At 73.7% G+C, this 23,798-nt stretch carries 21 protein-coding genes and 1 pseudogene; 10 read left to right on the forward strand and 12 right to left on the reverse strand.

From position 1 onward, the window contains the following. Positions 1-227: 227 nt before the first annotated feature. A complete protein-coding gene (locus tag AB0G35_RS35520) occupies positions 228-1,619 on the reverse strand; it encodes an MFS transporter (RefSeq protein ID WP_360958357.1) in 1,392 nt (463 codons plus the stop codon). Between the two features lie 217 nt (positions 1,620-1,836). On the opposite strand from AB0G35_RS35520, the gene AB0G35_RS35525 reads away from it, so the two are divergent. Next, positions 1,837-3,114, forward strand: a complete 1,278-nt coding sequence (locus AB0G35_RS35525; protein WP_360958360.1) for a type ISP restriction/modification enzyme — start codon at positions 1,837-1,839, stop codon at positions 3,112-3,114. A 33-nt stretch (positions 3,115-3,147) separates the two neighbouring features. Here AB0G35_RS35525 and AB0G35_RS35530 read toward each other — a convergent pair whose 3' ends face one another. The 4 genes from AB0G35_RS35530 to AB0G35_RS35545 form a co-directional block, all read right to left on the reverse strand. Then, positions 3,148-3,876 (reverse strand): TetR/AcrR family transcriptional regulator, encoded by a 729-nt coding sequence (locus tag AB0G35_RS35530; protein WP_360958363.1) that lies wholly within the window; start codon positions 3,874-3,876, stop codon positions 3,148-3,150. Between the two features lie 173 nt (positions 3,877-4,049). After that, a complete protein-coding gene (locus tag AB0G35_RS35535) occupies positions 4,050-4,313 on the reverse strand; it encodes a hypothetical protein (RefSeq protein ID WP_360958366.1) in 264 nt (87 codons plus the stop codon). Positions 4,314-4,599: 286 nt separating this feature from the next. Continuing rightward, complete coding sequence (locus AB0G35_RS35540; RefSeq protein WP_360958369.1) at positions 4,600-5,406, reverse strand: SGNH/GDSL hydrolase family protein; 807 nt, start codon at positions 5,404-5,406, stop codon at positions 4,600-4,602. Positions 5,407-5,656: 250 nt separating this feature from the next. Beyond that, a complete protein-coding gene (locus AB0G35_RS35545; RefSeq protein ID WP_360958372.1) occupies positions 5,657-6,367 on the reverse strand; it encodes a YoaK family protein in 711 nt (236 codons plus the stop codon). A 223-nt stretch (positions 6,368-6,590) separates the two neighbouring features. Here AB0G35_RS35545 and AB0G35_RS35550 point away from each other — a divergent pair, with 223 nt between their 5' ends. The 3 genes and pseudogenes from AB0G35_RS35550 to AB0G35_RS35560 all read left to right on the forward strand — a co-directional run. Then, the gene (locus AB0G35_RS35550; protein ID WP_360958375.1) at positions 6,591-7,049 is read left to right on the forward strand and encodes a hypothetical protein; all 459 of its coding nucleotides are present in this window, start codon (positions 6,591-6,593) and stop codon (positions 7,047-7,049) included. A 17-nt stretch (positions 7,050-7,066) separates the two neighbouring features. Beyond that, entirely contained in the window at positions 7,067-8,161 is a 1,095-nt protein-coding gene (locus AB0G35_RS35555; RefSeq protein WP_360958416.1) for a GNAT family N-acetyltransferase, read from the forward strand. 383 nt (positions 8,162-8,544) lie between these two features. After that, positions 8,545-10,517, forward strand: a pseudogene (locus AB0G35_RS35560) (hypothetical protein); the annotation flags it as partial. A gap of 25 nt (positions 10,518-10,542) precedes the next feature. On the opposite strand, the gene AB0G35_RS35565 reads toward AB0G35_RS35560, so the two are convergent. Then, the gene (locus AB0G35_RS35565) at positions 10,543-11,913 is read right to left on the reverse strand and encodes a xylan 1,4-beta-xylosidase (protein WP_360958378.1); all 1,371 of its coding nucleotides are present in this window, start codon (positions 11,911-11,913) and stop codon (positions 10,543-10,545) included. Between the two features lie 192 nt (positions 11,914-12,105). Between AB0G35_RS35565 and AB0G35_RS35570 the strand changes: the two genes are divergently transcribed. The 3 genes from AB0G35_RS35570 to AB0G35_RS35580 all read left to right on the forward strand — a co-directional run bounded on the left by AB0G35_RS35570 (position 12,106) and on the right by AB0G35_RS35580 (position 14,797). Next, positions 12,106-12,510, forward strand: a complete 405-nt coding sequence (locus AB0G35_RS35570; RefSeq protein WP_360958381.1) for an SH3 domain-containing protein — start codon at positions 12,106-12,108, stop codon at positions 12,508-12,510. Between the two features lie 175 nt (positions 12,511-12,685). Next, positions 12,686-13,705 carry a teichoic acid biosynthesis protein C gene (locus tag AB0G35_RS35575; protein WP_360958384.1) on the forward strand — a complete coding sequence of 340 codons (1,020 nt, stop codon included), beginning with the start codon at positions 12,686-12,688 and terminating at the stop codon, positions 13,703-13,705. Between the two features lie 153 nt (positions 13,706-13,858). Continuing rightward, the gene (locus tag AB0G35_RS35580) at positions 13,859-14,797 is read left to right on the forward strand and encodes a helix-turn-helix domain-containing protein (RefSeq protein WP_360958387.1); all 939 of its coding nucleotides are present in this window, start codon (positions 13,859-13,861) and stop codon (positions 14,795-14,797) included. 211 nt (positions 14,798-15,008) lie between these two features. On the opposite strand, the gene AB0G35_RS35585 is transcribed toward AB0G35_RS35580, so the two are convergent. The 4 genes from AB0G35_RS35585 to AB0G35_RS35600 all read right to left on the reverse strand — a co-directional run bounded on the left by AB0G35_RS35585 (position 15,009) and on the right by AB0G35_RS35600 (position 18,943). Next, entirely contained in the window at positions 15,009-15,974 is a 966-nt protein-coding gene (locus tag AB0G35_RS35585) for a pirin family protein (protein ID WP_360958390.1), read from the reverse strand. 93 nt (positions 15,975-16,067) lie between these two features. Further along, positions 16,068-16,844 (reverse strand): dimethylargininase, encoded by a 777-nt coding sequence (gene ddaH, locus AB0G35_RS35590; protein ID WP_360958393.1) that lies wholly within the window; start codon positions 16,842-16,844, stop codon positions 16,068-16,070. A gap of 108 nt (positions 16,845-16,952) precedes the next feature. Then, positions 16,953-17,342 carry a GntR family transcriptional regulator gene (locus AB0G35_RS35595; RefSeq protein ID WP_360958396.1) on the reverse strand — a complete coding sequence of 130 codons (390 nt, stop codon included), beginning with the start codon at positions 17,340-17,342 and terminating at the stop codon, positions 16,953-16,955. A 401-nt stretch (positions 17,343-17,743) separates the two neighbouring features. After that, positions 17,744-18,943 carry a methyltransferase domain-containing protein gene (locus AB0G35_RS35600; RefSeq protein WP_360958399.1) on the reverse strand — a complete coding sequence of 400 codons (1,200 nt, stop codon included), beginning with the start codon at positions 18,941-18,943 and terminating at the stop codon, positions 17,744-17,746. A 339-nt stretch (positions 18,944-19,282) separates the two neighbouring features. On the opposite strand from AB0G35_RS35600, the gene AB0G35_RS35605 reads away from it, so the two are divergent. After that, positions 19,283-20,323 (forward strand): lytic polysaccharide monooxygenase, encoded by a 1,041-nt coding sequence (locus AB0G35_RS35605; protein WP_360958402.1) that lies wholly within the window; start codon positions 19,283-19,285, stop codon positions 20,321-20,323. A gap of 229 nt (positions 20,324-20,552) precedes the next feature. Here the strand turns inward: AB0G35_RS35605 and AB0G35_RS35610 are convergent, their stop codons facing one another. After that, positions 20,553-21,035, reverse strand: coding sequence for an SRPBCC family protein (locus AB0G35_RS35610; protein ID WP_360958405.1), 483 nt, complete (start codon positions 21,033-21,035; stop codon positions 20,553-20,555). 121 nt (positions 21,036-21,156) lie between these two features. On the opposite strand from AB0G35_RS35610, the gene AB0G35_RS35615 reads away from it, so the two are divergent. Continuing rightward, positions 21,157-21,744: a helix-turn-helix domain-containing protein gene (locus tag AB0G35_RS35615; RefSeq protein WP_360958407.1), complete on the forward strand. Its 588-nt coding sequence runs from the start codon at positions 21,157-21,159 to the stop codon at positions 21,742-21,744. An 87-nt stretch (positions 21,745-21,831) separates the two neighbouring features. On the opposite strand, the gene AB0G35_RS35620 is transcribed toward AB0G35_RS35615, so the two are convergent. Beyond that, entirely contained in the window at positions 21,832-22,683 is an 852-nt protein-coding gene (locus tag AB0G35_RS35620; protein ID WP_360958410.1) for an alpha/beta fold hydrolase, read from the reverse strand. Positions 22,684-23,008: 325 nt separating this feature from the next. Between AB0G35_RS35620 and AB0G35_RS35625 the strand changes: the two genes are divergently transcribed. Further along, positions 23,009-23,707 carry a pyridoxamine 5'-phosphate oxidase family protein gene (locus AB0G35_RS35625; RefSeq protein WP_360958413.1) on the forward strand — a complete coding sequence of 233 codons (699 nt, stop codon included), beginning with the start codon at positions 23,009-23,011 and terminating at the stop codon, positions 23,705-23,707. The last annotated feature ends 91 nt before the right edge of the window (positions 23,708-23,798 follow it).

Genomic DNA, 23,798 nt, shown 5'->3' on the forward strand with positions numbered 1-23,798 from the left:
CCGCAGGACCGTCACCGCACCCACAACAACCCCAGCCCGCCGCTGGGGGCACCTCCCACGCCCTTCAGGCAGTGGGGGAGCCACGGCGAGAAACCACCACGGCGGGACAGCCGACAACGTACGCGGCGCCGCAAAGCGCGCAACGGCGAACAACCCCCACGGCGGGACAGCCAACTACGTCCGAGGCACCGCCAAGCGCAGCGGACCCGCAAAGCCCACTACGCCCCTCAGATCCGCTCAAGGCTACGGCCCGTACTGCGAGGCCCCAGTACCGCCACGTTCACGCACAGCAGCAGCATCAGGGCGGCGGAGCCGGTGAAGACGGCGGCCGGGCCGAAGGCGGACAGGGCGGGGAGGGCGACGAACGGCAGGACGACCGAGGTGAGGCGGGAGAGGGAGTAGGCGATGCCGATCGCGCTGCTGCGCAGGCCGGTCGGGAAGATTTCCGTCTGGTAGACGTGGAACGCGTTGGAGAAGACGTTGCTGGCCACCGTCAGCAGGAAGCCGAAGGCGACGATGGCCCAGGTGGCGTCGGCGAAGCCGAAGGCCAGGCCGCAGCCGGCGATGGCCAGGGCGGAGGCGATGATCAACGTACGGCGCTCGATCCGGTCGATGAGCGGGACGGACAGCGCGGAGCCGAGCGGATAGCCGCAGAAGCTCAGTGCCGCGTAGAGCAGCGACTCGGTGACGGTGTGGCCCTTCGCGGTGAGGACCACCGGCGCCAGTGAGCCGAAGCCGTAGTAGCCGACGGTCTGCAGGACCTGGAAGATCCACCACATGACGGTCCGCCGGCGGACGTCGCCGCGGAACATGGCGGTCAGCGGCACCCGCCGCTCGGGGACGGTCTCGGTCTCCGGTACGGAGGGCAGGCTGCCGACGGTCTCCCGGGCCACCCGTTCCTCCAGCCCGGCCACGATCCGCTCGGCCTCCTCGTGTCGGCCGTGCACCGTCAACCACCGTGGGGATTCCGGGAGTTGGCGGCGCATCAGCTGGATGAACGCGGCCCCGAGCGCACCGGCGACCAGCAGCCAGCGCCAGCCGTCGATGCCGAGCAGCCGGTGGGCGGCCACCAGCCGGGCGCCGAGCAGTGCGGCGACCGGGACGCCGACGAAGCCGAGGGTGTAGGCGTAGGCGAGGTACCGGCCGCGTACCGCCCGGGGCAGGAACTCGGCGAGGTAGGTGTCCACCAGCACGAGTTCGGCGCCCAGTCCGAGGCCGGCCAGGAAGCGCAGGGCCAGCAGCCAGGGCAGGTCGGGGGCGAAGGCGGAGGCCAGCGAGAACACCGAGTAGGCGCCGAGGTTGACCAGGAACATCCGGCGTCGGCCCAGGCGGTCGGCGAGCACCGACAGGGCGTTGGCGCCGACGAACATGCCGAGGAAGCCGGCGGCGATCACGCAGGACTTCGCGGTGTGGCCGAGGTGCCACTGGTCGGCGAGGACGGCGGCGAGCACCCCGCCGAGGAAGATCTCGTAGAGGTCGAAGAAGGCGCCGATGCCGACGACGAGGGTGGTCCGGCGGTGCCACCGGGACGGTGGCAGCCGGTCCAGCCGTGCGGCGGCCCGGTTGCCGATGGGGTTCCCCCCGCGCCGTTCAGGCGTGGGGGAGGTGGTGTCCGTCATGGCGGTCCTCCCCTGAGCAGGTCCCGGCGCAGGGCAGAGCGACGTCCGCAGCGCGGTGCCGGGCGTACGGCGAGGACCGTACTCCGCCAAGATCAGCAAGCGGAAGACCGCATCGGAATCGTCCCGGAGGGTGGATCCGGTCCGGCCGGCCGGGCGGAGCGGCGGGGGCCGTCGTTACCATGCCGGGGTCAACCGAACGGTCCGGGAGGGGCTCCGCGTGACGGCGAAGCAGGACGCGCCACGGCTGTCCGATCTCATGCCGTGGTCCGTGGCGCCGCTGCGGCTCGGCCGTTCCTGGGTGCGGTCGCCGGACCGGGCGACCCTGCGGGCCCGTTGGCGGGCGCTGGTGGCCGCCGGGGACACCGCGGCCCGTGAGCGGCTGTTCCGGCCGTCGCGGGCCCGGACCCTGTACTCCGCGGTCGGTCAGCTGCCGGGCCAGCGGACCGCCACCGGGCGGCTGTACCGTGCGGACGGCCCGTGCCCCGAGCCGGTGCGGATCCAGCACGGCCCGTTCGACCAGCAGTGGCTGCTGCCCGACCACCGGCTGATCGACGCGGCCCGGCCCGAGCTGTGGCGGGTGGCGGACGCCCGGCAGCTGTACGCGGTCGAGCCGGGCCGGCTACCGCAGCCGTCCGGGCCCGCGGTGGTGTGTTCGGCGCTGCTGCCGGACGGGCGGTCACCGGCCGGGCGCCCCGGCCGGATCCATCCGCTCTACCGGCGGCCCGGCCGGCGTGAGCCGAACCTCGCCCCCGGACTGCTCGCCCTGCTGGCCCGCCGGCTGGACCGCCCGGTGGAGCCGGAACAACTGCTCGCCTGGGTCGCCGCGGGGGCCCGCCACTCCCCCGACGGCACCGTGGTGCCGCTGACCGCCGATGCCGAGGTGTGGACGCGGGGGGTGGCGCTGGGCGAGCGGCTGCTGTGGCTGTACACCCGGGGCACGTACGTGCCCGGGGACGGCCCGCCCGAGGGGTGCGCGGGTCCCGGCGGGCGGCCCCGGATGCCGGGTGGCCGCCGCCCGTACGTCCGTGCCGCGCTCCCGGCGCGCGGGTTGCCGCGGTCCTTGGCGTACGACCCGGCGGAGGAGGCGCTGCTGCTCGGTGCGGGCGGCCGGATCTCGCCGGTGCCGCAGGGTGCCTGGGACTTCTCGGCGGGCGGGGTGCGGGTGCTGGCGGACTGGTTCGCCGGCCGCACCGGTGTGGCGGAGGACGGTACGGCGGCGCCGCCGGAGGCCGGTTCGCTGGCGGCGCTGGGTCCCGCGGACTGGCCGCAGGAGTGGACCTCGGAGCTGCTGGAGCTGATCACCGTACTGGCTCTGCTGGCCGAACTGGAGCCGGAGCGCGCGGAGTTGGCGGCGGCCACCGGGGAGGCGCCGCAGGTGCCGGCCGGTGAGCTGGCCGGCGCCGGGGTGCTGCCCCCGCCGCCCGCGGCCCGCCGCCCGGCGTCCGTGCTGGACCACCACGAGGAGGGCCCGGACGGGCAGTTCGCGCTGGTGTGACCGCGTTCCGCCGGTGGCCGTTCGTCGTCCCGGTTACCGGGGGCGCGGGCCGGCGTAGGCGTCGAGGACCCGGCCGATGAGCCGGGCGAAGACCTCGTCGGGGTCGCCGACCGGTCCGCTGCCGGCCAGCACCCGGGCGACGAGCGGGTACTGCCCGGTGGCCACCGCCGACGCCAGATAGCCGGCCTGGGCCGCCTGGCGCTGTTCCGGGCTGTGGCCGGATTCCTTGGCGCGCTCGGCGGCCGCCTGTTCGGCGGAGGCCATGGAGATGACGGTGCCGTTGATCATCGAGATGAGTTCGAGCTTGAGTGCGTCGTCGAGCCCGGAGTCCTCCAGTACGGCGAGGCAGTGCTCCATGTAGCGCAGGGCGTTGGGCCCGAGGAAGGTGTGGGACAGCACGGCGCCCGGCAGCCAGGGGTGCCGGCGCATCATCTCGCGTTCCTGCTGGGCGAGTTGGAGCAGATCGGCGCGCCAGTCGCCGGACGGGCGGCCGGGCAGCCGGTATTCGCCGACGACGAGGTCGACCATGAGGTCGAGGAGATCGTCCTTGGCGGGGACGTAGTTGTAGAGCGACATCGTGGCGCAGCCGACCGCGGTCGCCACCCGGCGCATGGAGACCGCCGCGAGTCCGGACTCGTCGGCGATCCGCACTGCGGCCTCGGCGATCTCGTCGCGGGTGAAGGCGGGCCGGGGTCCGCGGCCGTTCCGCTCGGGACGCGCCCAGATCACTTCGGGTCCGGCCGCGCGGCTGCTTGCTGCCATGAATCGATCACCTCGCCCCCATCTTAGTGACGTACGCCGTACGTAGTGCGGTACGGTGCCCGCCCGTCCGTCCGGGAACGAGAAAACCACCCGTCACGTCGTGACGGGTGGTTCGGAGCGGACCGGCCGGGCGGGGACGGGCCGGCCGCCCGAGGTGCCGCGTGACGAACGGCTCAGCCGTGTCCGCCGAAGAGCGAGCGCCGCAGCCTGCGCAGCGGTGCGAACAGCGACACCCTGGCGCCGCGGCCGTTCCTCATCCGCAGGTGGTCGCGCGCGGTGAGCTCCTGCATCAGCGACGTCGCACCTTCGGCCTCCCGCTGCGGGATGGCGGGGCCACCCAGCACCGCGAGGTGGCGGTCCAGGCGCGCACTGGACGCACCGCTCCCGCAATTGATCGCAGGGACTCTGGCCCTGCTACGCACAGTTATCTGTTCCATGACTCTCCCCACCCTTACGAGGGCACCCGGCCCGGGCAGGGTAACCCTATCTCTCTTGGAGGACACGCGTGCAGACCGGTCAACGGATTCACCTGCCTCGCCCTGACGTTGACGCACACCATACGGAATGTCACCTACATGCCGTGCTCCAGGGGGAGTTGACGGACCGGAAGTTTCCGGAGGGAGGGCTTCCGGGGCGGCTCACGGGCCGTCGGGGACGCCGGGGAGAGACCGGGATCTCACGGACAACTCCCCGGCGCCCGGGACGCACGCCGGGTGCCGCGCGTCAGGCGGCGGAGCCGAACACCGGCAGGTAGCCGCCGGAGTGGCCAGCGGAGGTCGGGTGATAGGAATCGTCGATGGGATAGGTCACGCTGTGCAGCCAGGCGCTGCCGGAGCACAGCTCGTGGCCGGCGAAGGTGGTGTTGACGTCGGCGAAGGCGAAGCCGTGGTCGGCGGCGCGCTTGGCGAGGACGCCGTTGATGTCGTCGGCCGCGGCGTTGATGGCGGAGCGGGACTTCTCGGAGAGGCCCGCGATGCAGCTTCCGCCGATCTTGTAGAAGCGCGGATAGCCCAGGACCACCACGTGCGCGGCCGGGGCCTTCTGGGAGATGGCGCTGTACACGGTGTCGAGCTTGCCGGGGAGGGTGTTGTCGATGTACTGCCTGGCCTGCGCGACCCGGGACAGGCAGGCGCTCTCGCCCTGGAGCGCACAGGTCGTCATGGTGTCGGCGAATCCGGCGTCGTTGCCGCCGACGGTGATGCTGACCAGGCCCGTGGAGCTGTTGAGCGGGCCGAGCTGTCCGCTGACAACATCACCCGTTCGGGCGCCGGAACAGGCGGTGAACTGGAAGGAGGAGGGGGAGTGCGCGGCGGCCCACAGGGCCGGGTAGGCCTTGCTGCTGCGCTTGCAGGAGCCGCTGGCGCTGTCGTAGCTGCCGGCCCCGACGCCCGAGGAGTAGGAGTCGCCGAGTGCCACGTAACCGGTTGCGGTGGGGAGTTGGGCGGACGCGGCGGCGCTCGCGCCGGTGAGCGCGAGCGCCGTGGTGACGAAGAAGGCGGACGTCAGGGCCTCGAATCGGGACAGTCTCATGGAACCTCCCTTAGCAGGATCTCTGCCACATCCGTCGTAGCAAGACTCGCGGGTAGCCGGAAGTGTCCATGCCAAAAATCGTTTCATGTTCACGGTAAATGCACTGATCCGGGCGGATGTTCACCGCCATATCCTTGCTCCCGACCGCAACCGCGACCACGACGACCACAGCCCCGGCCAGCCCCACGACCAGACGGCCACGGCCACGGCCACCCCCGGCCTCGCCCCCGGGGCAGCACCTGGCGGGCCGTCAGCCCCCCGCCGGGTGCCCTCGCCTGACCAGCGCGGGCACCACCGCAGCGATGCCCGCCAGGAACACCGCCACCAGCAGGAGCACCAGGGCCGGCCGGGTGCCCAGGCCGAGCAGTGCCGCCCCGAGCAGACCGCCGGCGAACATCGCGCCCACGGAGGCCAGGCGCCGGACCGCCGTGCGGCTGCCGTATCCCAGCCGCTTGTCGTGCCCCAGCACCGAACCGCTGACCAGCGCCGTCACCGTCCGGGTCTCCACGGTGGTGGTGAGGTCGGGCGGGGCGGACCGCATGGCGGTGACGTTGCGCATGCCCATCGCCAGGGCCATCAGCCCGATGACCGCGTAGCGCCGGCCCGGCGGCAGGCCGGGGGCCGGGTCCATCCCCCAGGCGACCACGGCCGCGCCGCTCAGCAGGGCCGCCTCGGTGAGCAGGCCGGCCGGGAACCACTGCTGCTCCCGTACGGCCAGTCCGGATTCCCACCGGGCCCCGAGAGCCGCACCCAGGGCGAAGGAGCCGAGCGAGACGGCCGTCCCCACCACGGGCAGGCCGCCCTGCCCCGCCACGCCGAGGCCAAGGAAGAGCAGATTGCCGGTCTGCATGGCGGAGAAGACCTGACCCAGCGTCAGGATGCTGACCGCGTCGACCATGCCGGTGGCCACGGTCAGACACACCATGATCACCGTCAGGGCGATTCCGCTCGGCGGCTCCACGGGCCCGGCTCCTTCCCGCGGGCGCCTCGCCTCGCGGTCTCGCCCCCAGTCTCCGCAGGCCCGGCCCCGGCCGCGGTCATTGCGCCGTCTGTGGGCGGCCCGGCAACCTTCCCTCGCGCCCGGGTTGCGCCCGTTTCCGGCCTTCTTCACGCCTTGACGGTGCTCCGGGCGTTACGCGACATTGAGCCCGGCATCCGGCCGGTGGGGGAGGGCAGAGCCGCTCATGGAGACCGACACCGTCCGGGGCGACGGCCCGTGCGAGCCGTCCCCGCCCGGCGAACCGCCCACGCCGCAGGCGCCGCCCGCACCGCACGCACCGCCAGCCGGCGTGGCCCGGTCGCTGGCCCTGGGTGCCGGGGTCGCGGCCGGCGTGATGGGCGCGGTGCTGGCGCTCACGGACCTCGATTCACCGTTGCGCGCGCCGTTCGCGCTCTTCTTCCTCCTGATGGCGCCGGCCGGCGCGCTCGCGGTGGCGCTCGGGCCGATGGATCCGCTCGGCCGGGCGGTGGTGGCCGGCGCCGGGGCGCTCGCCGTCGACCTGCTGGTGGCCCAGGCGATGGTGACGCTGCATGAGTGGTCGGTGCGCGGCGGGGTGCTCGCCGTGGCGGCGTTCAGCGGTGTGCTGCTGTGCTGTGCGGTACGGCGACGGGCCGGCCGGGCGCGCGCGAGCCGTACGGAATGACGGGGGCACGCACGGACATGGAGATCACGGTGCACCGGCCCGGCGAGCTGACCGGGGCCGACCGCGACGCCTGGGCCGCCCTGCAGGCCGGAGCGCGGGCGGCGGGGGCGCCGCAGCTGGCGAACCCGTTCCTCTCCCCCGCCTTCGCACCGGCCGTCGGCCGCTGCCGGAGCGGCGTACGGATCGCGGTGCTGCGGGAAGGCGGCCGCCCCGTCGGCTTCCTGCCCTTCCAGCGGTCCGCGCTCGGGGCGGGGAGGGCGATCGGGCTGGGCCTGTCGGACGCGCAGGGGCTGGTGCACCGCCCGGGCCTGCGGTGGGACGCCGGGGAGCTGCTGCGGGCCTGCGGGCTGGCGGTGCTGGAGTTCGACCACCTGGTGGCGGGCCAGAGCGCCTTCGAAACCGCTTCGTTCGGGCTGTTCGCCTCGCCGGTCATCGACGTGGACCGGGGTTTCGAGGTGTTTCTGGCCGGGCTGCGGGCGCGGTCGCCGAAGTTCGCCCGGACGACCCTCGCCAAGGAGCGCCGGCTCGGCCGGGACGTCGGGCCGCTGCGGTACGTCCACGACGAGCGCGACCCGGCGGTGCTGCGGACGCTGCTGCGGTGGAAGTCCGCGCAGTACCGCAGGACCGGCCGCAGCGACCGCTTCGCGCACCCCTGGATCGTGCGGCTGGTGCAGCAGTTGTTCCACACGCGCACGGCATCGTGCACCGGGCTGCTGTCGGTGCTGTACGCCGGTGAACGACCGGTCGCGGCCCACTTCGGGCTGCGTTCCGATCCCGTTCTCGCCTGTTGGTTCCCGGCCTACGACCTGCAGTGTGCGAAGTATTCCCCCGGACTCGTGCTGCATCTGGGCATGGTGCGGGCGGCGGCCGCGGAGTCGCTCGGATATCTCGATCTGGGACGCGGTGCGAAGGATTACAAGGATTCCCTCGAAACCCGCGAACTCGTGGTGGCCGAGGGATGGGTGAGGCGACGGCATCCGGCCGCACCGGTGCATTGGGCGCGGCGCGCGCCGGTGCGTGCGCTGCGCAATGCGGTGCTCACCCGCCCCGAGTGGTTCGATCCCGCGGACCGCCTGCTCAAGCGGGTCGGGCGGCTCCGGACCGGACGCTGATTCCGGTGCCCGTACGGTCCTGTCGGCCGGGTATTCCGGGGCTTTTCACCAAAGCCCGGAAAGGCGTACGCCGGTGCATGAATACAGACGTACATCAGTGTGTAAGGGTCAATTGCCCTCAAGGGTATTTGACATGCGACGTCGTGCCTTAGAGTCCTCCTCGTCCATTCCGTCGCACTTCATTTCCGACGCGCTTCCCGCCGCATCGGACGATCGCCGCCGCGGGCGATCTGGCGGACCTGGCCGCCTACGGGGACCTGGGCGACGGTGCGTACGGGATACCGCGGGAAGCGGCCGTGCGGCGGGGGCCCGTGCGGCGGACCGCTCCGCCGCGGCGCGGCCGGTCCCGCACCCGGCGTCGTACGGGCCGGGCGGCCGCCGCCCTCGTCTGGGCCGTGCTGGCCGCCGCCCTGGTCCTCTTCTGGCTGCCGCTGCCCGCCACGGACGACACCGCCCTGGACCGGATGAACGGCCTCGGCCTGATCTCCGTCCTGCCCGGTGCGACACTCGCCGGGGCGGCCCTCCTGGTGGCCGCGTTCGCCGCGGCGCTGCAGTTCCCCCGGCAGCACCGGGCGCTCCTGGTGTCCGTCCTCCTGCTGACGGTCGTTTCGCTGCACGGCCTGCCCGCCGTCCTGGAGGCCGAACCCCGCTTCCCCACCGCCTGGCAGCACCTGGGATTCCTGGATCTCCTCTCCCGTACCGGGTCGGCCGTACCGGACCTGGACGCGCGCTGGAGCTGGCCCGGTTTCTTCGCCGGCGCGCAGTTCCTCGCCGCCGCGTGCGGCATCACCGACCTCACGGAACTCCTCCGCTGGTGGCCGCTCGCCCTCCAACTCCTCTACCTGGCACCGCTGTCCCTCCTCCTGAAGGCGGTACGGGCCGGGTGGCGGGCGAAGTGGTGCGGGGCCTGGCTGTTCGTGCTGTGCGGCTGGGTCGGCCAGGACTACTTCTCGCCCAGGGGTTCACCTACCTCCTCCACCTCTGCTTCATCGCGATCCTGCTGGTGTGGTTCCGGGCCCCGCCCGGGGAGGCGGGCCGCCGCCGCCCGGGCGAGGCCGCCGTCCTGCCGGCCGGCCCCGGCCGCCGGGCGACCCTGCTCGCCGTCCTCCTCGCCCTGTTCACCGCGTCCGTGGCGGGCCACCAGCTCACCCCCTTCGTCATGCTCGGGGTGCTCACCGTCCTGGTGGCGGCCCGCCGCTGCACCTTGTCCGGGCTACCGCTGCTGCTCGGGGTGCTGGTCGCGGGGTGGGTGGGGTTCCTGGCCGAGCCCTACTGGTCGGGCCACTTCGACGAGCTGTTCGGCGGTCTCGGGGGCGTCGGCGCCAACGTCACCTCGTCCGTCACGGACCGGATCACCGGCGGCGACCCCACCCACCAGCTCGTCCTCTGCACCCGGGTGGCACTGGCCGGCGGGGTGCTGGCGCTGGCTTGCTGGGGCGTCCTGCGCCGGCGCGCGGCCGGCTTCGCCGAACGCTCCCTGCCGACCCTGGCCTTCGTCCCGTTCCTGGCCTTCGGCCTCCAGTCGTACGGCGGCGAAATGGCCCTGCGGGTCTTCCTGTTCGCCCTGCCCGGCGCCTGCACGCTGGCCGCGCTCGCCCTCTTCCCGCAGGCCACGACCGCACGCCGCACCCTCGGTCCGCTCGCCGCCCTGCTGGCCGGTCTGCTGCTGACCGCCGGCTTCCTCGTCGCCCGCTGGGGCAACGAGCCCTTCGAACGCGTCCGGCCCGGCGAGGTGGCCGCCATGGACCACGTCTACGCGCACGACCGCCCGACGGTGCGGCTGCTGTGGCTGAGCAGCGACCCGGTCGACAGCGTCACCCCGGCGATGCCCTGGGGCGCCAAGGACATGGAGCGGGTGGAGTACGTACCGACCCTGGCGCCGCGCGCTCCGGCCACGGTCGCGCCGCTGGTCACCGCCCTCCGGAAGGCCGGTCCGCGGTCGTATCTGATCGTCAACCACGGCCAGGCGGAGTCGCTGCGGCTGGACTCGGCGTACCCCCGGGGCTGGGAGCAGCGGCTGCGCGCCGCCCTGGACCACCGCCCCGACCTGCGCCGGGTGTTCGGCAACGCACACGCCGCGCTCTACGCGCTGAAGCAGCGCCCGCCGGGCACGGCCCCGGCCCCCCACCCGGGCCCGGCCGGCCCCCGGGTGACCTTGACCCCCTGGTCGGTGCTGGGTGCGCTGTCCCTGCTCGCGCTGCTGGCGGTGCTCACCCTCCGCGAGTTCCTGCGCGTGACGGCGCCCGCCCCCACTGCCCGGCAACACCGGCGGCTCCAGGCGCTCTTCTGGTTCGCGGTGCCGCTGCTGCTGGCGTTCCTGGCGTCGCTGGTGCAGCGCTTCGTGACGATGTCGTAGAAACACCCGCCGCGGGTGAGCGTCGTCATGGCGTGAGGGAGACCCACCGCACCCCGTATCCGTCCACCACGTGTTCCTTTCCGCCCACCCGGGCCGATCCCGGCCGTTTCGCGGTGTTCACGAGCAGTGCCGTCCGCCCGTCGGTCAGCCCCAGGATGCCGTCGCCGCCGGTGGCCATCTCCCGCGGTTGCGCACCCGCCGGAAAGGCCCGGGCGAACCGCGCCAGCAGATCCCACATGGGCAATTCCCGTCCGCCGTCCGCCGTTTCGGTACTGGTCCACAGACACCCCGGGCAGTCCTTCCCGTCCGGCCCCTTCCCGTCCCTCTCCGGATTCCAGTAGAAGCCGCCGGCCGCTCCGCCCTCGGCCATGTCGATCAGCGCGACGGCCTGTGCGGCGACCCGCTTGCGCTCGCTCCAGCCGCTCGGCACGCCCTTGTCGTCCGCGACGTCGACGTACCACTCCGCCCACCACAGCGGGAGCCCGCTCGCGTTCCGCAGCCACCGCCCCACGTCGGCGAACTTCCGGGCGGCGGTGAAGACACCGGGGGCGTAACGGTTGTCCTTGCTGTAACTCGACCCGTCCACGACCAGGAAATCCGCCCCGGCCTTGTGCCGGTTCCAGTACCCGAACGCATCGAGCGTCCGCTGGTCGACATGTCCCCATGTCCCCTTGAGCGCCGACGGATACCGCCCGTCGCCCGGCACGTAGCTGTCCATCACCAGATAGGGCCCGCCCACCTGGTTCCGCCTGTCGGCCTTCTTCAGCTCCTGGTACACGAGGTTGTACAGCCGCGTGTATTCCTCGGCGTCCCACCGCCCCTTGGCGTCGTCGAAGAACCCCTTGAACTCGTTCCAGACGACGAAATGCCGGACCTGCGGATAGCGGCGGGCGACCTTTCCGGCGAGCGCCGCGAAATCCGCGTAGTGCTCCGGTTCGGGTGCCTTCTCCAGCTTGCTCCAGTCCGTCCGGCCGGGCGTCCCGCCCTTCATCCAGTCCGGCGCGCAGCACAGCGTCAGGACGGGCGTGCCGCCGGTGCGCCGGGTCAGCGCCAGCCGCCGGTCCAGATCGTCGAACGCGTACCGCCCGGGGCTCGGTTCCGGGTTGTCCGCGCCCCAGCCCATGAGGTGCTGGTTCTGCGCCATCGGCTGCCCGGCGAGCAACCGGGCCGCCCGCTGCGCCGCCGCGTCCGCGCCGCTATCCGCGCTGAACTGGGTGTGGGTCAGCCCCCACCCGACCGCCGGCCCGGCCGCCCGTTCCCGCGCCGGTCCCTTGGCGTCCCGCTGCCCGCCCCCCGGCGAGCTCCACAGGACGAGCAGCAGCCCGACGCCCAGCACCACCGCCCCGGCCACGATCACCCAGGCCGTACCCTGACGTTCCCCACGATGACGTAGCACACGGGCAGATTAACGAACCAACCGGCCAGTACATGCGGTTTCCGGGCAAGGGACGGGAGCTTCCCGCGCCGCACCGAGGGTTCCACTTCCTCCCTGGGACGGCTGGGACGGCATCGTCGGGCGGGCGGTCGGAAACGCTGAGCGACGCAGGGCACCCTCCGGTGCCGCTGTGAGTCGTTCGAGGAGGTTCCGATGAACCGACGCCTGTTCCGCAACGGTGTGGTCGCCCTGGCGGCCGTGCTCGCGATGGTCCCCGCGGTGGCGGTGGCCGACTCCGGTCCGCCGCACCGCCATCCCGGCCGGCATGCGCACACGGTGCACCACGGCAGGGGTGTGCCGGGGGCGGCGGGCCGCCATGTGCACTATGCCCAGGGGGAGGTGGTGACCCCGGCCGGGGTGCCGCTGAACGTCCGCTCGGGTCCGGGTCTCGGGTACCGGGTGATCGGTGCGCTGCGGTCGGGGAGCCTGCACGGGCTGCGGTGCGTGACGACCGGCGGCAGCGTCCACGGCAACCCGTACTGGTACGAGCTCGCCCACCGGCGGGGTTATGTCTCCGCCCACTACGTCCATGCGTTCGGCGCCGTCCCGTGGTGCTGAGGTCCGGGGGCGCTGAGGCCCGGGGTGCCGAGGGCCGGGGCGCCGAGGGCCGGGGTGCCGCTCCCGCCGCGACGGGTGCCGCACGGATAGCGGCGGCCGGATGACCTCCGGCCGCCCGCCCGCCCGTTCGCGGTGGTGGGCGGGCGTGCGGCCGGACCGATTGCCTGGAGGCTTGATGAGCACGGACTTCTCCGCGGCGGGGCCGGGACGCCGGGCGGTCCTCGGGTGGCTCGGCAGTGCCGCGGTCGCCGGAGCGGTGATCCCGGGGCAGCGGGCCGTCGCGGCGCCACCGGACCGGGCGCTGCCCGGACGGGCCGCGGCGGGGCGGCAGTTCCTCGCCGGGCGGCTGCGGCACACCACCGTGCTGCAGTCGTTCGCCTTCGACGAGTTCCGGGGGCACGTCTATGCGCTGCAGGTGGTGGCGGGTGGCGTCCGGCTGCCGGGTGAGCGGGCCGCCGTCCCGCACGCGGTGCGGGTACGGCGGGGCGATCTGTGCCTGAACCGGCTGGCGCCGGACGGGTCGCCGGCCGGGCACATGTATCTGACGGGGTTCGGGCACGGCGGGTCGATCGGCCTGGAGGAGACCGTGGACGGTGTCGCGCTGTGGACCGAGTGGGACGCCAACCCGGCGTCCGGGTACGGGCGCGGGCTGTGCCGCTTCCGGTTCGCGGACGGCCAGGTACTGTCGCGCACCTCCCCCGACCTGCGGACGTACCGGCCGCTCAGCGGTTCCACCAGCAACTCCCCCGCCGTCGACCCGGTGTACCGGCGGCTGCTGCTGCGCTACAAGAGGAGGGGCATACCCCGCTTCGCGCTGCACGACCTCGACTGGTTCCGGGCCGGGGTGTTCCGTCCGTTGATCACCTTCGCCCAGCCGGGGGCCCGTCTCGGTCTGCCGTTCCAGGGCATGGCCCTGCACGGCAGCTCCGCGTACCAGCTGCTCGGCAGTGCGTACGGCACCGGCAACCCACCGGCCTCGGGCGGCAACGCCCGCCTCTACCGGATCGATCTGCGCACCGGGAGGGTGGTGTGGCAGCAGATCGACCGGACGGCACCGGAGTTGTCCCCGCGCGAGCCGGAGGGGCTGGCCGTGTGGCGGGACGGCGGTGCCGGTACGCCGCGACTGTGCCTGGGCTTCACCGAGGGGCCGGCGGGCGGCCGGACCTTCCGTCTGTACGAAAAAGCGCTCAACTGACCTTTCCCGCTCCTTCCGGTCGGAGTGTCATCAACCGCTGGGCATGGGTACACATTCTGCTATCCAGGAGGAATCAGACGCCCCGGGCAACCGGTTGGGCCTCTGCGGGGGAACCACTGCCGCATCACAGGCAGGGCGGTAAGGGAGGCGCACATGGTGTCCCGCTGGCGGCCGCTGCCCGACACACTCGATCCGGCCGGGCAGCTCCTGGCCGAGGAACTGCGCGTACTCAAGGAACGGACCGGGCTGAGCCTGGACGGGCTGGCCAAGCGGACGCCGTACAGCAAGTCCGCCTGGCACCGCTACCTCAACGGCGAGAAGCTGCCGCCGCGCGCCGCGGTCGAGGCGCTGGGGCGGGTGGCGGGGGCGGACCGGCTCCGGCTGCTCGGACTGCACGACGCGGCACACCGGGCCCGTACGGCACCCGCCCCATCGCCGCCACCGCCACCGCCACCGGCACCGGCACCGGCACCGGCACCGGCACCAACCGGAAACGCACCCGCCGGGAACGCGCCGGCCACCACGGAGAGCGGGCGGCCGGCGCCGCCCACCGACCCCGCCCGGCGGAAACTGCGCGGTGCCGCGGCGCTGATGGCCCTGACGGCCGTGGTGGCCACCGTAGGGGCGACGGCCTCGATCGTGAGCATCCCGGCGCACGCGGTACGGGCGGAGTGGACGGCGCCCGACACCTGCCACGGCCACCGGTGCCAAGGCCGCTACCCGAGACGGTTCGGCTGCCACCGCGACGCCCGGGCGGAGAGCACGATCACGGACGCCACCTACACCGTGCGGCTGCTGTTCAGCCCGTCCTGCGGCACGGTCTGGTCGGAGGTGCGGCCGCGTTCCGGCGGCGCGGAGAAGGTGTCGATCTGGGTGGGCCGGGACGCCCGGCTCACCTCGCATCCGGGCGGCCGTACGGGGCGCGCCGTCAGCCCGATGCTGGCCACGGAGGATCTGCACAGCGCGGTGGCCTGCGCCCGGGTGGCCGACCGGGTCGCCTGCACCGGCGCCCTCGAACTCAAGACCCCGGCCCGCCCCGGCCCCGACCACGACCTCCCGGACCCCGCCTTCCTGCTCCGTACGGCCCGCTGAGGTGCCTGGAGAGGCGGGGTCGGACGCTCTGTCCCGCGTCCTCGCACCGGTACCGGAAGTGCCCGGGACCCGCGGCTTCAGCCGCCGCCTCGTGCAACGCCCGAAGGTCCGCCACCGGCAGCGTCTCGGTGGGGGCGCCGGGGGACGGGGCAAGCGGCCGGCAGCGACGACCCGCGGCCCACGCCTGCCGGCGCACCGGCCGTGCGCCCCGTCAGCGCTCCCGCCCCCGTGGCTTCAGGACCACCGGCGGGAGGTCGGGGGCCGGGAGGCGGGGGCCGGCGTAGCCGTGGACGGTGCCGAAGCGGGTGGTGTCCATCCAGTCGGTGCGGGCCTCGGCGATCTCCTCGTGGGTGCGGCCGACGAAGTTCCACCACATCACGATCTGTTCCTCGAACGGCACGCCGCCCAGGAGCATCAGGCTGCTGTCGGAGTGGGCGCGCAGCGGGAGGTCGGTGCGGCCGCAGCCGAGGTAGAGGAGGGCGCCGGGGGTGAGGCGGACGCCGTCGACCTCGGTTTCGCCGGAGATGGTCAGGGCGGCGTACTCGAAGTCGGGGTCGAGGGGGAGGCGGGTGTCCGTGGTGGCGGTGAGGGAGAGGTCGGCGCCCACGAGGGGCGAGTAGGTGGTGCCCGGGGAGGTGGCGCCGTCCAGTTCGCCGAGGATGACGGTGGCGGTGAGGCCGCCGTTGCCGCCGGTGACCCGCGGGAGGTCGGTGTGGTGCTCGAAGTGCGCCGCGGCGTGGCGGTGTTCGGCGGGGAGGGCGACCCACAGTTGGGCGCCGTGCAGCAGCGGGCCGTGGCCGCACGGGGATTCCTCGGAGTGGGCGATGGCCCCTCCGGAGGTCATCAGGCCGAGTTCGCGGGGGCGGACGGTCTGCAGGCTGCCCAGGCTGTCGCGGTGCAGCACCTCGCCGGCGTGCAGCCAGCTGACGGTCTGCAGGCCCATGTGCGGGTGCGGCGGCACCTGCATACCGGGCTGGTCGACGATGTCGTCGGGACCGTAGTGGTCGACGAAGCACCAGGCGCCGACCATCCGCCGGCCGAGGTTGGGCAGCAGCCGGCGGACCACGGTGCTCTCGCCGAGCGGCACCTGTTTGCCGGGCTGGAGGTCGCGGACCGGGCCGGTGCGGCCGGTGCCCCCGCACAGACTCGGCGCGGGTCTGGTATCGAGGTTGCTCATGGCGTCACGATAGGCCGGGCGCGGGGGCCGGCCGCGGCAGGCGCACGGGGTGCCCGGGCGCGGCGCCGGCGCCCGTTCGGCGCGCCGTACGGCTCATGCGTAGAGTCCGCGCAGTCGTACGGAGAGGCAGGTGACGCAGCCCTCCAGCTTTTCGAACTCGGAGATGTCCACGAGGACGGGCCGGTAGCCGAGGTCGGTGAAGAGGGCGGCGGACTCGGGCGCGCCGGCGGACATCAGGAGGGCGTCGCCGCCGAGGTGGACGACGTGCGCACCGGCCTCCTCGGGGACGGGCAGGAAGCGCGGGAAGGCGGCCGGGTCGTCGACCAGCGGCGGGTGGCCGATGACGGTGCCGTCGGGGAGAGCGGTCACCGCGGATTTGAGGTGCAGCACCCGGCTGACCGGTACGGCGATCACGCGGGCGCCCAACGGCTCGAAGGCGGCGCGGAGTTGGCGTACGCCGTCGGCGTTGGTGCGGCCGCCGCGGCCCACGTACACGGTGTCGCCGATCTTCAGGACGTCGCCGCCGTCCAGGGTGCCGGGCGACCGGATCACGTTGACGGAACAGCCGAGCGCCTCGACGGCCTCCCGGGCGGCCGCTATCTCGGGCCTGCGGGGGTCGGCGCCGGGGCGGGCGAGCAGCGCGACGTTGCGGAACATCACCATGGTGTCCTCGACGAACACCGCGTCGGGGCAGTCGTCGGCGGGCGCCACCTCGGTGGTGTGCCAGCCGTGGTCCTGCAGCGCCTGGACGTAGCCCTCCCACTGGCGCAGGGCGAGTGCGGGGTCGACCGGGCGCCGGGCGATATGGGTGACCAGGCCCTCGGCGAGGCGCGGGCCGGGGCGGCGGATGAGCGCCTTTTTGCTGGGCATCGGGGTGGGCGGTCCTTTCGGGAGGCGCGGTGCAAAGTGCCGTGATGGTCGTGCTTGCTGGAGGGGCCGGTACGTGCTCGGGCTCCGTGGCCCCGTGGTCGTGCCCCGTCAGTCCTCGGCTCCATACGTGGCGCGCAGGGCGTTCTCGACGGCGGTGCGGGCGGCGCGCCGGTCCAGGCCGAGGCGCTGGACGCGCCGGGCGTAGCTCTCGGCGGCCGCGGCGGCCTCCTTCTCCGCGGCGTCGCCGGCCGCCGCGATGAAGCTGCCGTTGCGGCCGCGGGTCTCGATCACGCCGTCGCTCTCCAGGGCGCGGTACGCCTTGGCGACGGTGTTGGCGGCCAGGCCGAGGTCCTGGGCGAGGCCGCGCACGGTGGGGAGCTTGTAGCCGACCGGCAGGGCGCCCTCCCGGGCCTGGTCCGCGATCTGGGTGCGTACCTGCTCGAAGGGGGCGACGGCCGAGGCCTGGTCGATGGTGATGCTCACGGTCTGGGGGGACACGGGGGCGCTCCTGGTGGTGCCGTGACGGGGTGCCGGATCTGTTTGTGTCATCCATTGTGCGCCAGGAACGCCCGGCCGGCCGGGAGGCACGGAAGGCGGGGAGCCTGTAGCGGGAGGCCCGTAGGAGCTCGCTGCGCCTCCGGCGTCGTGTCCGTCGTCCGCGGCCAGGCGTTCGTGCCGACGGCCGGTTCGGCGCCGGGGCGGATGTCCTGGGTCGCGCGTCGGCGGGGGCCTCGGCGTGCACGCCGGAGTCCGGCAGCGGCCGGACGGGGGCGTTCCGGTCGGCCGCCGCCAGGTCCCCCGGTCCGGCCCGCAGCGCCTCGTTGCCGTGGGAGCCCGGGGTGGAGGCAGGCCGGGGAACCGGGGCCGGGGCGGCGCCGGGACCCGGACGGCGGGGCGGCTCATGGCGAGGCGTCCAGGGGCACCGCGCGTCCCGGGGACGCCGGGTCGTAGGCGATCGGGTCGCCGGGCCGGTGCCAGTGGAGCAGGAAGCGGTGTCCCGCGCGCAGGCCCTCCAGGCCGGCCCGGCAGTAGGCGACCATGTCGTCCGGCAGGGCGTCCAGGCGGTGCCACTCCAGACCGGCGCACTTGTCCGGCTCGCGGTTCCACGGTTCGCCGCCGGTGCCGTCCGCCACCTCGAAGAACCAGCCGATCCGGGGCCTGGCCGGGGGCGGCGCGCAGTGCTGCATGACCAGGGCGGCCCGGACGTCCTCCGGCGCCAGCCGCAGACCGATCTCCTCGGCGGCCTCTCGGATCACCGCCTCGCGGACGTCCTCGCCGTCCTCGGCATGGCCCGAGGGGCAGTTGAGGAGCCCGTCCGCATAGCCGGTCCCGGCCCGCCGGGCCAGCAGCACCTCCGGACCGCGCCGCACCACCAGATGGACGTCGACGACCTCGGTGTGCCGGCGCGGGAGGTCGGCCAGCAGGACGTACCGCTCGTCCCTGACCTCCTTGCCCCACAGCGCCGCGTCGTGCGCGAGGTCCTGCACGACCGTCCGCTCCGCCAACGGCCGGACCAGGCCGGCCAGTTCGGCTGCCGGGATGCCGATCGGGTCCGACTCCCCCCAGCGGCCCTCCACCAGGACCAGCCGTCCGCCGGGCACCAGCAGACCGGCCCAGCGGCGCAGCGCGGCCGCCGGATCGGGCAGCGCCCACAGCAGATGGCGCACCAGCACGACATCGAACCGCCGCTCCCCCACGGGTGGTTCGGCGGCATCGCCGGCCAGGAAGGCGGCGTCCCGCCCGGCGAGCTTGGTGCGGGCCCGCTCGATCATGCGCGGGGAGCGGTCGACGCCCAGGACGCGGTGCCCCTGCTCCACGGCGAGCAGGGCCAGACTCCCCGTGCCGCAGCCCAGATCGAGCACCTCGGCGGGCCCGGCCGGCAGCCACGCCCGCAACCGGGCGGCCCAGGCCGCGCGCACGGCCGGGTCACGCAGCCCGTGGTCCGGCTCGTCGTCGAAGGTCTCGGCGGCGGCCTCCCAGTAGGCCGCATCGGTCACCGGAAGGGTGGCCGTCGCCTGCTCGGCCGGCCTGCGGGCGGGATCGTCGGAGGTCGGGTCGCGGGGCTGCGGGGACGTGTCGGCGGAGGTGTGCGTGCTCATGCTCCGATGCTGCCAGCGACCACTGACAACGGCCCGGACGACCGCGCCCCGCCCCTCCGCGCCCGTTTCCTCCCGGCCTGCCTGTGGCCCCGCTTAGCGGCTCCTTAAGCCCGCCATAAAGATCCTCACCAACCGGCTTCCGGGGGCGAATTGGCTGTTCAGCGGGGCTAGCGTGCTTCTCGCAAGGCGGCAGCAGGCGGGCCGTCGGCGCCGATCACCCGGGGGGCGGCGCCGGTGACCGCGCTCCGACCCCCCACCTCCGGCTGCCCCTTGTGGCAGCTGCTTCCCCCCACTGCTTTCCCCCACTGCTCGACGCACCTGATGAAGGAGACCCCCACCATGACCGTTCGTCGCAAGGCCACCGGGATCGCGCTGGCCGGTATCGCCCCGCTGGCGCTCACCGTGCTCGCCGCGGGTCCGGCCGTCGCGCACGGTTCGATGTCGGACCCGGTCAGCCGGGTGATGACCTGCTACGCGGAGGGACCGGAGAGCCCCGACTCCGCGGCGTGCAAGGCGGCCGTGCAGGCCGGCGGGGCGCAGGCGTTCTACGACTGGAACGGGGTGCGGGACGGCAACGCCGGCGGCAAGTCCAAGGAGAAGATCCCGGACGGCAAGCTCTGCAGCGCCGGAAACGCCGAGTTCAAGGGCCTCGACCTGCCGCGCGCCGACTGGCCGGCCTCCAAGTTGCAGGCGGGCAAGCACACGTTCCGCTACAAGGCCACGGCCCCGCACAGGGGATACTTCGAGCTCTACCTCACCAAGCCCGGCTACGACCCGACCAAGCCGCTGAAGTGGTCGGACCTGGAGGCGAAGCCGTTCGCGAAGGTCACCGACCCGAAGCTGACGAACGGGGAGTACGTCTTCGACGGCACCGTGCCGCAGCGGTCCGGGCGGCATCTGATCTACAGCATCTGGCAGCGGTCGGACAGCCCGGAGGCGTTCTACACCTGCTCGGACGTGGTGTTCGGGAAGGGCGCCGGCGGCGCCCGGACCGCCTCGGCGCCCGCGCCGGCGGCCTCCGCGCCGACCGACGGGCAGCTCGCGGCGGGCGCGGACAAGTCCTCGATGGACATGAGCGCCCACGGCCACCACGGTGGCGGCACGGACGCGAGGGCGCTGTCGGACCAGGCGGACGGGGCCGGTGCGGCGGTCTCCGAGCACGGTCCGGCGGTCTCCGCGCACGGTGCGGCCGCCCCGAAGGCCGGTGGCAATGCCGCGCGGACCGATGGGGACGCCAAGCCGGTCAACGGGCAGCAGCTGGCCGAGACCGGTGGTGACGCCTCCACCGCCCCGCTGGCCGTCGGTGGTGCGGCCGTGCTGGCCACCGGTGCCGCGGTGCTGTTCACCACCACCCGCCGCAAGGCCGCCCGCCGCGGCTGATCCCCCACAGACCCCCACAGGCCCCCCACAGGCCCGGCTGCCGCCGGGAGTGCCGCCGTCCCCGCTGCCCGCGGGGGCGGCGGCGCGCCGTTTTCGGCGGTGTTCCGCGCCGAGCGCCGCGAACGAAGCCGCCACCGGGACGCACATGGCCGGCAGCGAGGCCGGGCCGGCTGCCGCGGCCGCCGGCGACGGCACCGCGGCGTTACGGGCGGGTGGGGGCGAGGGCGCTTCAGTGGACGAGGCGGCGCAGCAGGCGGACGTAGCGGTTCCAGCGGGCGGGCCGGGCGACGCGGCCGGTGCAGGCGCGTTCGGCGCGGTCCAGGCTGTCCTCCAGGCATGCGTCGTGGAGCTGGCGGAAGGCCAGCGGCCAGGTGAGCCGGGCCAAGCCGCGGGCGCGCATGGCAAGGGTGTGGCGCAGCAGGGTGCGCTCGGGTCCGAGGGGGTGGACGGTGTACTCGTGGAAGCCGTGGAAGCCCCGGGGGCCGCTGAAGGCGAAGCGGACCCAGCGGCCCGGGACGTAGGCGGCGACGGTGTAGCGGACCGGGCCGTGGCCGCCGGCGGCGCCCGCCGCGAGCGGGCCGTCGAGCTCCATCGGGGGCCAGTCGCGGCCCGGCCAGAGCCGGTCGCCCGCCCCGGACAGGCCGTCGATCAGCAGGCCGGCCTCGGCGTCGGGGACGGGCAGCACCCGCTCGTGCACGTTGTAGACACCCATCGGGCGGCCTTTCCGTGAGGTAGGGGCGGGCGCCGGGCACCAACGGGGGCGTGGACCCGGCGCAGGGAAAAGGAGTTTTGGAGGGATCCCTCCAATTATTGTGGAGAGTACCCTCTAGAACATGGCCAGGCCACCCCGATTCGACATCTCACAGCTCCTCGACGCCGCCGTACGGCTGGCGGCCGAGCACGGGCCCTCCGGCGTCACCATGTCCGCGGTCGCCCAGGCCGTCGGCGCCCCCAGCGGCTCGCTGTACCACCGCTTCGCCGGCCGTCCGGCACTCCTCGCCGAGGTGTGGCTGCGCACCGTCGAGGGCTTCCAGGACGGCTATTTCGCGGCCCTGCGATCGGGGGACGGGCCGCGCGCCGGGGGCCGGGCGGCCTCCCGGCACGTCGTCGCGTGGAGCCGCGCACACCCCCAGGAGGCCGCGCTGCTCCTCTACGGGGCGCACGAATTCGGCCGGGACGACTGGTCGCCGGAGCATCTGCACCGCGCGGACGAGGGGAACATGCGGGTCCGGGCGGCGGTGGCGGCGCTCGCGGGCGCACTGGGCCTGCACGGCGAGCTGGGCCTGGAGCGGGTGTCGCTCGCCGTCGTCGACCTCCCGCTGTCCCTGGTGCGCCGCCATCTGCGCAGCGGGGAGCCGCTGCCCGCGCACGCCGAGGAGCTGGCCGAGCAGTGCACCGACGCCCTGCTGACCGCGGGCTGAGACCGCGGCCCGGGGGCGTACGACGTACGGCCCGGCCCCCGCGCGGAAGCGGGAGCCGGGCCGTGCCGCCGTCAGGTGTTGAGGCAGTCAGGTGTTGAGGCAGCGGGTCGGGGTGGCGTGGGCCGGGTCGAGGGCGTTGGCCGTCTCGTGGAAGGCCACGGGGTCGACGATGCCGATGGCGACGTGCTCGGAGAAGTCGACCGCGCACAGGTCCTGGAGCAGGAGGTTGCGCACGTCGGGGCCGTCGAGGTAGCCGCTCCGGTAGGGCGTGACGACCTCGTCGTACTTGGTCGCGATCACGGTGTAGTGCACGCCGGGGACGGTGTCGCCGCCCTCGTTGAGGCGGTTGAGCACGTCCGAGCCGACGATCTGGTCGGTCAGCCCGGGGGTCAGCTTGCTCAGATACTGCTTGGCTCCGGGGAAGTGGTCCAGCAGGCGGGTCAGCCCGTCGAGATCGGTGCCGTGGTTGTCGGGGGCCAGCCCGACCAGGGTGTTCACCTTGTCCGCGCCCCCGTGGAACTTCAGGTAGACGCGCGCCATCATGCCGCCCTGCGAGTGGCCGACGAGGTCCGCCTTGCGCGTGCCGGTGGCGGTCAGCACCCGGTCGACGTAGGTGGCGAGCTGCTGGGCGGAGGCGTCGACCGGGCCCAGGCCGTGGAAGAGCGGTACGCCGGGGAGCTGGCCGTAGTCCAGGGAGAAGACGCAGTAGCCGCGGGCCACCAAGTAGGGCGCGAGACCGAGCCAGTTGTCCACGGAGTTGCCGAGGGTGCCGTGCACCAGGACCACCGGCCGCGGGTGGGCGTCGGAGGGCTTGCACGAGAAGTCGTTCCAGCCGCTGCGGACGGTGGGGGCGTCGGCTGAGGCGGGGGCGGTGGCGAAACCGAGGGCCAGGGCGAGGGCCGGCAGCAGGGTGAGCGTTCGGGACCAGCGCAGCTTCATACGATGCTCCTTGCGAGGGGGGTGAGGGGGTGAGGGGGCTCCGAGGTGCTCGGTGAGCCGTTCACCTGCGATCCGGATCGCAAGGGCCAACGCAGTTGACTGACAAGTAAGTTACGGCCGGGTAAGCAAGAAGGACCAGTCGTGTGACGGTGAAGGAAAACGCACACAACCCTCACCGGACGCACGGGGGTCGAACCTCCCGTTCCGTGCCGCCGTGCCCGCCGTGTCGGATGCGTACTCACGCGTCGTGGCCGGGCCGGTTGTCAGACCCGTCGCGTACCGTCGATACCGCGTTGACCAGGCGGATGACGGAGGGGAGGCACCCATGGAGACGACGACGGCGGACGGCGCGAGAGCGGCGGACCGGGCGGGGACGGCAGGCCACTCGGGGGCGGCGGATCTCACGGGCATTGCGGAGATCTCGTCGGAGGCCGAGCTGCGCGAGCTGATGGGCCACCCGAATTCCCACGCCGCCAACAAGACCCGCCACCGGCTGCACGACCTCGACCGCCAGTGGCTGGCCCGTTCACCGTTCTGCGTGATAGCCACCTCGGACGCCGAGGGCCGGTGCGACGTCTCGCCCAAGGGCGACCCGGCGGGCTTCACCCTCGTCCTGGACGACACCACGCTGGTCATCCCCGACCGCCCCGGCAACAAGCGCATGGACGGCTTCGTGAACGTCCTCGCCAATCCGCACGTCGGGCTGGACTACGTCCTTCCGGGGCGCGGCGACACCCTGCGCATCAACGGCCGCGCCCGGCTGCTGCGGGACGCCCCGTTCTTCGACCGGCTGGTCGTCAAGGGCAACCGCCCGCGGCTGGCGCTGCTGGTGGAGGTCGAGGAGGTCTTCTACCACTGCTCCAAGGCGTTCCTGCGCTCGGAGTTGTGGCGGCCGGAGACCTGGGAGCCGGACGCGGTGCCGTCCCGGGCGCGCATCGTCAACAGCGTCGAGGCCCAGGACAAAACGCTGGCGGAGCTGGAGGAGCACTACGGCCCGCGGTACGCCGAGCGGCTCTACGGCTAGATGATTGAGTCCGATGTTCTTAGTGGTCGTAGGCGATCAGGGATCGTTTGATCTTGGCGCCGGTGGTCCAGTTGTGCCAGATGCAGGCTGC

Origin of the sequence: Streptomyces sp. NPDC021749 (assembly GCF_040640655.1) — a bacterium.
Lineage (GTDB): Bacteria > Actinomycetota > Actinomycetes > Streptomycetales > Streptomycetaceae > Streptomyces.

Bases quoted from the DNA above. Each gene is read 5' to 3' on its own strand.
- AB0G35_RS35520 (WP_360958357.1), bottom strand. From the start codon at position 1,619: ATGACGGACACCACCTCCCCCACGCCTGAACGGCGCGGGGGGAACCCC.
- AB0G35_RS35530 (WP_360958363.1), bottom strand. From the start codon at position 3,876: ATGGCAGCAAGCAGCCGCGCGGCCGGACCCGAAGTGATCTGGGCGCGT.
- AB0G35_RS35535 (WP_360958366.1), bottom strand. From the start codon at position 4,313: ATGGAACAGATAACTGTGCGTAGCAGGGCCAGAGTCCCTGCGATCAAT.
- AB0G35_RS35540 (WP_360958369.1), bottom strand. From the start codon at position 5,406: ATGAGACTGTCCCGATTCGAGGCCCTGACGTCCGCCTTCTTCGTCACC.
- AB0G35_RS35550 (WP_360958375.1), top strand. From the start codon at position 6,591: ATGGAGACCGACACCGTCCGGGGCGACGGCCCGTGCGAGCCGTCCCCG.
- AB0G35_RS35555 (WP_360958416.1), top strand. From the start codon at position 7,067: ATGGAGATCACGGTGCACCGGCCCGGCGAGCTGACCGGGGCCGACCGC.
- AB0G35_RS35570 (WP_360958381.1), top strand. From the start codon at position 12,106: ATGAACCGACGCCTGTTCCGCAACGGTGTGGTCGCCCTGGCGGCCGTG.
- AB0G35_RS35575 (WP_360958384.1), top strand. From the start codon at position 12,686: ATGAGCACGGACTTCTCCGCGGCGGGGCCGGGACGCCGGGCGGTCCTC.
- AB0G35_RS35580 (WP_360958387.1), top strand. From the start codon at position 13,859: ATGGTGTCCCGCTGGCGGCCGCTGCCCGACACACTCGATCCGGCCGGG.
- AB0G35_RS35585 (WP_360958390.1), bottom strand. From the start codon at position 15,974: ATGAGCAACCTCGATACCAGACCCGCGCCGAGTCTGTGCGGGGGCACC.
- ddaH (WP_360958393.1), bottom strand. From the start codon at position 16,844: ATGCCCAGCAAAAAGGCGCTCATCCGCCGCCCCGGCCCGCGCCTCGCC.
- AB0G35_RS35600 (WP_360958399.1), bottom strand. From the start codon at position 18,943: ATGAGCACGCACACCTCCGCCGACACGTCCCCGCAGCCCCGCGACCCG.
- AB0G35_RS35605 (WP_360958402.1), top strand. From the start codon at position 19,283: ATGACCGTTCGTCGCAAGGCCACCGGGATCGCGCTGGCCGGTATCGCC.
- AB0G35_RS35610 (WP_360958405.1), bottom strand. From the start codon at position 21,035: ATGGGTGTCTACAACGTGCACGAGCGGGTGCTGCCCGTCCCCGACGCC.
- AB0G35_RS35615 (WP_360958407.1), top strand. From the start codon at position 21,157: ATGGCCAGGCCACCCCGATTCGACATCTCACAGCTCCTCGACGCCGCC.
- AB0G35_RS35620 (WP_360958410.1), bottom strand. From the start codon at position 22,683: ATGAAGCTGCGCTGGTCCCGAACGCTCACCCTGCTGCCGGCCCTCGCC.
- AB0G35_RS35625 (WP_360958413.1), top strand. From the start codon at position 23,009: ATGGAGACGACGACGGCGGACGGCGCGAGAGCGGCGGACCGGGCGGGG.